At 66.1% G+C, this 7,489-nt stretch carries 10 protein-coding genes; 4 read left to right on the top strand and 6 right to left on the bottom strand.

Going from position 1 to position 7,489, the window contains the following annotated elements; all coding sequences use genetic code 11:
• Nucleotides 1–651 (top strand): hypothetical protein (locus tag BY998_RS24155; RefSeq protein WP_210205518.1); only part of this gene is annotated, 651 nt, incomplete at its 5' end.
• A gap of 120 nt (nucleotides 652–771) precedes the next feature.
• On the opposite strand, the gene BY998_RS23720 is transcribed toward BY998_RS24155, so the two are convergent.
• The 4 genes from BY998_RS23720 to BY998_RS23705 all read right to left on the bottom strand — a co-directional run bounded on the left by BY998_RS23720 (nucleotide 772) and on the right by BY998_RS23705 (nucleotide 2,057).
• Nucleotides 772–993 (bottom strand): hypothetical protein, encoded by a 222-nt coding sequence (locus BY998_RS23720; RefSeq protein ID WP_110354143.1) that lies wholly within the window; start codon nucleotides 991–993, stop codon nucleotides 772–774.
• A 193-nt stretch (nucleotides 994–1,186) separates the two neighbouring features.
• Nucleotides 1,187–1,402: a hypothetical protein gene (locus BY998_RS23715; protein ID WP_110354142.1), complete on the bottom strand. Its 216-nt coding sequence runs from the start codon at nucleotides 1,400–1,402 to the stop codon at nucleotides 1,187–1,189.
• Nucleotides 1,403–1,467: 65 nt separating this feature from the next.
• Nucleotides 1,468–1,797 (bottom strand): hypothetical protein, encoded by a 330-nt coding sequence (locus BY998_RS23710; RefSeq protein ID WP_110354141.1) that lies wholly within the window; start codon nucleotides 1,795–1,797, stop codon nucleotides 1,468–1,470.
• Nucleotides 1,797–2,057, bottom strand: a complete 261-nt coding sequence (locus tag BY998_RS23705; RefSeq protein WP_245421729.1) for a hypothetical protein — start codon at nucleotides 2,055–2,057, stop codon at nucleotides 1,797–1,799. Before BY998_RS23705 ends, BY998_RS23710 begins: the two co-directional genes overlap by 1 nt.
• Before the next feature lie 506 nt (nucleotides 2,058–2,563).
• On the opposite strand from BY998_RS23705, the gene BY998_RS24150 reads away from it, so the two are divergent.
• The 3 genes from BY998_RS24150 to BY998_RS23685 all read left to right on the top strand — a co-directional run bounded on the left by BY998_RS24150 (nucleotide 2,564) and on the right by BY998_RS23685 (nucleotide 4,701).
• Nucleotides 2,564–3,205, top strand: coding sequence for a hypothetical protein (locus tag BY998_RS24150; RefSeq protein WP_146221853.1), 642 nt, complete (start codon nucleotides 2,564–2,566; stop codon nucleotides 3,203–3,205).
• A 114-nt stretch (nucleotides 3,206–3,319) separates the two neighbouring features.
• Entirely contained in the window at nucleotides 3,320–4,003 is a 684-nt protein-coding gene (locus tag BY998_RS23690; RefSeq protein ID WP_110354138.1) for a thermonuclease family protein, read from the top strand.
• A gap of 134 nt (nucleotides 4,004–4,137) precedes the next feature.
• Nucleotides 4,138–4,701 carry a transglutaminase-like cysteine peptidase gene (locus tag BY998_RS23685; RefSeq protein ID WP_245421728.1) on the top strand — a complete coding sequence of 188 codons (564 nt, stop codon included), beginning with the start codon at nucleotides 4,138–4,140 and terminating at the stop codon, nucleotides 4,699–4,701.
• 61 nt (nucleotides 4,702–4,762) lie between these two features.
• On the opposite strand, the gene BY998_RS23680 is transcribed toward BY998_RS23685, so the two are convergent.
• Both BY998_RS23680 and BY998_RS23675 read right to left on the bottom strand, forming a co-directional pair.
• Nucleotides 4,763–6,658, bottom strand: coding sequence for a hypothetical protein (locus tag BY998_RS23680; RefSeq protein ID WP_146221852.1), 1,896 nt, complete (start codon nucleotides 6,656–6,658; stop codon nucleotides 4,763–4,765).
• A gap of 148 nt (nucleotides 6,659–6,806) precedes the next feature.
• Complete coding sequence (locus tag BY998_RS23675; protein WP_110354135.1) at nucleotides 6,807–7,124, bottom strand: hypothetical protein; 318 nt, start codon at nucleotides 7,122–7,124, stop codon at nucleotides 6,807–6,809.
• Nucleotides 7,125–7,489 lie beyond the last annotated feature (365 nt).

The raw sequence follows: 7,489 nt of genomic DNA, 5'->3' as shown, positions 1-7,489 counted from the left end.
GAGTGTTCGGATTGGAACGAAGGTGCAGACACTGCGCGTTTCGTCCCCAAGTCTCAGGCTCCAGCGCTTGGAAACGGCTGCCTTAGGAACATCGCTATGAAGCCAGCTTTACAATCCGCTCTCGACGCATCCGGCTATGTGGGCGCTTGGGAGACCGATTTGGCGACTCAGGTCGTGACCGTGACCGGCAAAGCCGCAGATTTACTCGGCATTGAGCAACGTCGTGCCGCGTCCGGTGTCCCGGTCGCCATCTTTCTTGAAGGCGTCCACCCTAAGGACCGTGGGGAAGTTGCCCATCGCGTCCAGGAGGCTCATCGATCAGCCGGCCGCTTCGAGGCCGAGTTTCGCACCGGCGGCTCGGATGACCAATCGCGCGTCGTTCTGGCTCGTGGCAAGGTCGAGACGGCGCCAGAGGGGCATGGGTTACGCTGCGTTGGGATTATGGTGGACGTCACTGACAGCCGCCGCTTCGTACATGCGGATGAGCAAATGCAGGCAATCAGCCAAGTCATGGATGCTTTGGTAGAGCTGCGTCCGCTCGCAGAGCGAGTCGGCTCACGGACGCTGCAAGCACTGATCGATATGGCGCTTGTCGACCTTAGAAAGCGCCTAGATGATCAGATTGCGGCTAGCCAGTATCCTCGGCGGTGATCTTGGCAATCTCGCGACCAACAACCTCGTAGATGTTCCGCATGTTCGTCTTGTCCAAGCAGAAGCCGCAGGCGAAGCTGAGGAGAGACCGCATCTCGGCGGCCGCGAGTTCGTCGGCGATTATGACCAGTCCTGATCTCCCGCCGCAAACCATATGGCCAGGAACGAAGCGCCGGCTTCTCGGTCGTGATGTCGACCCATCAGGTGGCCGCCGGCATCCTCGAGAACCCAAAGCCCTGGGTGCTCGGCATCCTCGGACACGTAGCCGGCCAGATCCTTGCCGACCTTCACGACGAAGAGGCCGTCGGCGCTCTCTTCAATGGTGTAATCCAAGGGGATCATCAGCCCTTCCGCGCCCGACCGACAAACTCCGAGATCGGCATGCCATCTGGGGTGCCTTGAACGCCGCGATAGCTGATTAGGTTGCCGAACGAGATCCGGTCCGGCTCGATGCCGATCGCCCTACATCCGCTGACCCTACCAAACCCCTCGGCACCCGCTGTGGCGGGGTTTCCGCTTCAGTCCCTTCGCACCGTCAGTGGTGGCGTCGACTCGACGCGTGCGCGGTCGCCTCAATTGCGAAGCTGATGACCTGACGCGAAGTTAGCGGAGGGCCTAAGTCGACCTGCCAACGCCGCATCGAGGCATCCCGATTGCCTTCGACGTGGTAGCCGATCTCGTCCAGCTCGATCAGCGCCCAAGCAATAGGGCTCAGCACGTGCTCGTCCCGATGCCGGAGGGTGCTCTTCATCGCTCACACTCCCCTTCGGCCCGCGCGGAGGCGCAGCGTTATGGGGCGAGCCTTAGCAGATGCGCTTAGCCCTTGCCGCCGCTCACGAGCCGCGGCCGCATCAAAGACGGAGGCAGATCGGGCGGATGTGGCACCGGCCGGACGATGTCCGGCAAGAAGGCATGGCGCCGCGGCACGTACTGGCCGGGCACCTTGTCGCCAGGACGCGCCGGGCCGCGCTGATAGGGACAATCCGCCGAGATGCGGGCGAGCACTTCTTCAAGCGGGGTCTCCGGCCCGTACTTGGCCGCGAGCCGAGCCAGCCGATACGCGCCCCGGCGCGCCGGGCAGATGCCGCACTCCACGCGCACGACGACATAGGGATAGAGCGCGAGGCATGGGATCGGATCGACCATCAGGCGCGCTCGTCAGCCGCCGGCGCTCCAGCGCGCACGTAGCCGCGGGAAACCTGACGCCGCACAGCCTCTGTCCGCTCTTCAGCTGCTGCGAGATCGGCCAGGGTATCGGCGATCGCCGCCACGAGGGCGGTGTGGTCATCCCCGCGGTGCGCGCTCCGATAGGCCTCGGCGATCATCTCCGCCTCTATCCGTCGCGCGTCCACCGCAGCCGGCAGATCGTCGCGCAGCACCGTCCGACGCCCGACCGCAGCGTGCATGTCACCCCCGATTCCTCTAGAACGTACAGTGAACAAACCAGATGGCCGATCCGGGTTCAACGCGGATCGGCGCAGCGCCGAAATGGCATGGGGAGCACTGTGGACGCGGAGCGAAAAGGCCAGTGACCGTCCAGCGTTACCACTTCCATTGCGTCGGCGGTGACGGTGACGCCGTCTTCGATCTGCCCGGCCGGTGGGTGCCTCGGCTACGTGAGCTTGGGCCACAGGCCGATCGGGTCGCGCGGGCGCTCATGGACGGGGCGCCAGGTACGGATTGGTCCGATTGGCTGGTGGATGTCCACGATGCCCGGGGCCGGCGGGTGCTGGTGCGCGCATTCGAGGATGCGCGTTCTGCCAAATGAAACGAGACTTGTGACCAAGGCGCACTCGGCAGCAGCGGCAGCCATCCTTACCATGATGTTGAGCATCGGCAGCACTCAAGCCGAAGCCGTCTCGGGTAGAGAGGTAGCAAGTGGTCCACAGCGGCCGGGGGCCGGAGGTTGGCGATGCGACTACCAGAATGGATGGCACGACTACTGCGTGAGGCCGACGCAATCGCGAGCGATCGAGATTACGAGCGCGATCAAGCTGCGATCGACGCGAGGCTCGCCCCATATCGGGATCAACGTTACCCAGAGATCCCGCCCGACCCTCGATTGCTCGACCCAACTCGCCTGGCTGCACTTCGTGACCGACTGCTGAATAAATACGCCTATCGCTGGCGCGAAGTTGAGGCGGTCGACGAGGTCATGGATGCCCTGTTCGAGCCGATCCCGCAGTCCGAGAGTCCGCCGTACACGCTTGGAGTGGCCACCATCCATCTTAACGATAAGGGCCAGAGCCCACATCCTCGCGAGCCCAACTGGGACAACGAGTTCAAGCCCTACTACTACATCACAGTGCGCAGTCTCCGGCCCGGCCCATTCCTAACGTCTTTCCACGAGGCAGAACGGTTGCTCAGCAACATCCTACCTGAATGGGGCTACACGATACGAAGCGCGCCAGAGCTGACTCAAGTTAGGTTCGAGAAGGGCGATGTTTGCCGAGATTGGTTTAGCGGCGGAGCAGTAGCAACCCTGATCGTAGCAGCTGCTCTAGATTTGCTCGCGGAATGCCCAAGTGAAATAAAACAATGGCGCAGCCTGTGATTGCTGCAAGTTTGTTGAGGCCCTCTGCACTGTCTGCTATCTGCCGCCGTGGCGTGCCAATTGTGACGGTTGAGACGGTTGGGATGTCGCGCGACGGCGTGATAGAGCGGCGCTATGCGCTCCTGGTCCTGGCTCTTAGTCCTGCTTCTCGCCACGCCGGCCCACGCTGAACCGGTAGTTGGCCGGGCCTCCATCATTGATGGCGACACGCTCGACGTTCGTGGCACGCGCATCCGCCTTCACGGTATCGATGCGCCGGAAAGCGCGCAGCTCTGCAAGGATGCCGCTGGCAAGGACTACCGCTGCGGACAGGCGGCCGCCCTGGCTCTCGCCGATCACATCGGCAAACGCCTCGTGAATTGTGATCCACGCGAGATAGACCGCTATGGCCGGGTTGTGGCCGTCTGCCGTGCCGACGCGGAGGACCTGAACGCTTGGATGGTCGGGCAAGGGCACGCCGTTGCGTACCGGCGCTACACCGAGGACTACGTCAACGCTGAACTCACGGCAAAGGCGCTCCGGCACGGCATCTGGGCGGGCACGTTCCAGGATCCATCCGAGTGGCGGCGCGCGAAGCGTGCTGGCGGCGAACGCTCGAGGCCTGACACTGTCACGCCACCGAGCAAGGCAAGCGGTTGCAACATCAAGGGTAACATCTCGGCCGGTGGAGAACGGATTTACCATCTGCCCGGCTCGCGCGATTACGAGCGCACCCGCGTCAACGACCGCGCTGGCGAGCGCCTGTTCTGCTCCGAGGACGAGGCGAAAGCAGCTGGCTTCCGAGCGCCACGGGGGTAATCCTGTGCGAGTCCAGTTTCGTCTAGGGAAAGAGAGGGCAGAAGCCGATGTGGATTGTCGCAGCGATGCTCCTAGCTGGAATGCTGAGCACAGCTCCTGCCATAGGGGCGCCGTTGCCAAGCAAAAATGTCCCGATGCGGACGTTCAAGGACGCGCTTGAAATAAGGGCTTGGCGAGTGTTTTGCGACGGTCCTGGGAAGGTTGAGTGTGCTGTCGATACTGCACAGCCCGACCACATCGAGTTGACAGCTCGCAACTGGAAGGAAATCGAAGACGTAAACACCCGCGTCAACAGGACGGTGAAGCTAGTTGCAGATCAGGAGCATTGGGGTGCTCCGGACGTGTGGGGCCTCGCCGAGGATGGCAAGGGGGACAGCGAGGATTACGTCCTCCTCAAACGCAAGCTGCTTGTCGGCAAAGGGCTGTCGAGACGGGCCATGCGGTTTACCGTTGTCATCGACGCGGAGGGTCATGGCCACGGGTTGCTCACCGTTATTACCGACCGCGGCGACTTCGTTCTCGACAACAAGACCGACACCGTCTGGCCCTGGCACCAGACCGGCTACGTCTTCATCAAGCGCGAGGGACAAGACAAGGTCGGCTGGGTCTCGCTTGGCGGTGTTACCGACCCGAGCAGCTATGATAAGATGTCGAAGCCCAAAGAGGCTGGTGGGCCTGCCCCAAAACCGCTGCGCTGATCACTCAAAAATCTAAGCTCTGCCGCGGCTGAGCATGGCGAAAGCTTCCACCGAGGATGCGCTACCTAGGCCCCACTGCCTCTACGCTGCGCGACTGCAGCGCCTGCCGCAGCGCCGCGTCGGCGAAGGGCGTAGCCGTCCCGCGCTGCAGGATGGTCCCGATCTGGCCGACGCTGTCCGGCGCGGTCAGGATCTCGGCGAGCGTCCTGTTATTCCGGCCGAACCACGCCCGCCGCGCTCCGTCGCCGGCCTGCGTCAGCAGCGAAGCGCCGCCCGTGCGCAAAGCCGTCATAGCCTGGGCGGTGAGCGGCATCTCGCCGACAGCCTCGCGGATCTGCTGATTGAAGTCAGTGGGGCTGCCCTGGGGCTTGCGGGTGCCCGTGGCGCGGAGGACGTCGAGCACGTCGGCGATGGGCAGCCGAACGGCCGGGCCGCCGGTGGCCTCTAGGACAGCATCGAGGTTGCGCGCCTGCTGCTCCGTACCGGCGATATCCTTGGCGAAGCGCGCACCGCCGCCCTGGGCCTCGCCGCCCACGAGGCGAGTCGCGCTGGCGTCGTACTGATCGGCGAGCCGCTGGCGGATAAGCTCGTTCGTGAGATCCGGATCGCGGGCCCGCAGGCGCGTCACCGCGTCGGCGAGCTCGACCTCGCCGCCCACGAGGGGCCGCGCCGGCAGGACGGCCTGCGTCGCCGCCGCCGTGTCGCCGGCCTGGGCGAGCTGTCCGAGCGGCCCTTGCTCCAGGGGTTCAAGGTTCTGTCGGCGCGCCTGCGCCTGGGCGGTGAGCGCGTCGTCGTAGGCCTGAGAGCCGCCGCGTGTCGGATCCCGGGCGATCGCGCGGGCCTCGGCAGCGCCCCCGGTGTAGAGACCCGCGGTTTCGGAGCTGAAGCCTGGATTCGCCCGGTTGCCGAACGCGACGCCGCGGTCGCGCATCCCCTTTGTTACGGCGTCGATGACCGCAATCGAGCTGTCCGGCAGGTCGCGGTACGTCGGGCCGAGCACGGGATCGGCGCGGAGTTGGCGCAGCGTTTCCCGGAATGCGGCGTCGCGGGCGAGCGGTTCGAAGTCGGCCGGGTCGAGCACGTGACTGCCGGCCGCCGCGTAGTCGGCCCGTGTCCCCCGGTTGATGCTCTGCCGCAGGTCGTCGATGGCCGCCTCGGCGGTCTGGGCCGCGCGCGGGCCGATCGTCGACGGCGCCGTGCTCTGCGGGCCGAGCGCGGCGAGCGCCTCTTCTACGGCGTTGCGCATCTGCGCGGGGCGGTCGGCGTAGACCCGCGCGAGCACGGCGCCGCCGTCCAACGAGCCCTCCACGGCCCGCTGCAGGTCGCCCAGCTTCGTCGCGTTGCCCGTGGCGCCCTGGACCGCCTCGGCACCGGTGAGCGGCACGCCGACACGCTGCGCGGTCTCGCCAAGCGCCCGCGCCGCGGCAAGATCGGCCTCGGTCGTGCCGCGCGTCGCGGCGGCGATGGCGCGCGCCGGCGCATCAGCCCGGGCCGCGGCGGTCGCCACGCCGACGTTGCCGGCCACGCCGCCGGCGAGGCGCGCGAACGGCTCGGCCGCGCTGCCCTTGGTGGCTTGGCCCGCCGTCTCGGACAGCACGGCCGGGATGATGGTCTCGGCTGCGCGACGCGCTACACCGCCGAGTCCGACAAGCGCGCCGGGGGCGAACTCGCCGACGGTCTGTGCGTACTGGCCCGGGACGGTCTTGGGTTCGTACAACGGGCCGGTGGCCTTCTCGACGCCGCGACGCACGTCCTTGGACGTCGGCAGGCCGCCGCCGGAGCCGATCCCGAGATAAAGGCGGTCGAACTCCTCCCGCTCCGGCGTGCCGGCCTGGGGGCCATAGCCGGTCCAATCCATGATCGTGTGCCCGACGCCGAGCGCGGCGCGATCGAACAGGCTGTTGCCCATCTCCTGCACGTCGCCCGGCAGGCCCGTGAGGCCAATCGCGCCCTTCACGGCACCGGTCGGCAAGGCCTTGGCAACGTCGACGGCCGCACTCGGCTGCGCCGCTGGCGCTGGCGGGGCCGCCACCCGAAAGCCGGCCGGCAAGTCGTCGGCGGCTAGCACCCCGTGACGTGGCACGAGGCGAAAGCCCGCAGGCAGCTCACCCATTGTGGGGCTCCCACTTCCCGCCGCGGCGGATCATTCGCTGGCCCGCATCGTTCTCGATGACCGTTCCATCGGGGTAGCCACCGGGGGCCGCCGGGGCGGCGGTACCAGCGGGAGTCTGCGCGGGGACGGAATTGACCTTGTCGAGCGCCCTGCCAGCGAGGCCCTTCACCGCGGCCGCGTAGGTCGCGAACTGGCGGCGCTTGGCCGCCGTGACGCTGGGCGCCTCGCCTGCCACCGGCACGAGCTCGGCCATCTTGCGCTCGTACTCGCGCTCCGTGACGCCCTGGCCGGACTGCGTCAGGAGCTGCAATCAGGACGCCGCCGATCGATGCCGGCTGCGGATAACCGCTCCGTCGGGCGGCTTCGGTTGGACTGTTGGTCTGCACCATATGCTTCACGAACGAGCGCTCCCGCGGCGTAAACTGACCGGACTTCAGAGGCATGACCGCACCCACCAAGCTTCAAAGCGGCTAGGAATATAGCAAATGCTACACATTGAACAATACGGTCAATCTGGCGGCGCGCTCAACGGGCCTGTTCGATGGCGTTGCTCCGCATCCCCGACCCGATTTTTCGTTTGCTAGAGCGCGATCCGAGCGGGTTGAATCGTCTGGGGTTTTGGTGCGGGCGGGGATGTGATTCAATGTGCGGCCTTCCGAAGAGGAGAGCCGAATG

It is taken from the genome of Methylobacterium sp. B4 (assembly GCF_003201865.1).
GTDB lineage: Bacteria > Pseudomonadota > Alphaproteobacteria > Rhizobiales > Beijerinckiaceae > Methylobacterium.
The sequence above is the reverse complement of the archived record's forward strand: the minus strand, read 5'-3'. Positions and strand labels throughout refer to the sequence as shown.

Bases quoted from the DNA above. Each gene is read 5' to 3' on its own strand.
- BY998_RS23685 (WP_245421728.1), top strand. From the start codon at position 4,138: ATGCGGACGTTCAAGGACGCGCTTGAAATAAGGGCTTGGCGAGTGTTT.
- BY998_RS24150 (WP_146221853.1), top strand. From the start codon at position 2,564: ATGCGACTACCAGAATGGATGGCACGACTACTGCGTGAGGCCGACGCA.
- BY998_RS23710 (WP_110354141.1), bottom strand. From the start codon at position 1,797: ATGGTCGATCCGATCCCATGCCTCGCGCTCTATCCCTATGTCGTCGTG.
- BY998_RS23705 (WP_245421729.1), bottom strand. From the start codon at position 2,057: ATGCACGCTGCGGTCGGGCGTCGGACGGTGCTGCGCGACGATCTGCCG.
- BY998_RS23720 (WP_110354143.1), bottom strand. From the start codon at position 993: ATGATCCCCTTGGATTACACCATTGAAGAGAGCGCCGACGGCCTCTTC.
- BY998_RS23690 (WP_110354138.1), top strand. From the start codon at position 3,320: ATGCGCTCCTGGTCCTGGCTCTTAGTCCTGCTTCTCGCCACGCCGGCC.
- BY998_RS23715 (WP_110354142.1), bottom strand. From the start codon at position 1,402: ATGAAGAGCACCCTCCGGCATCGGGACGAGCACGTGCTGAGCCCTATT.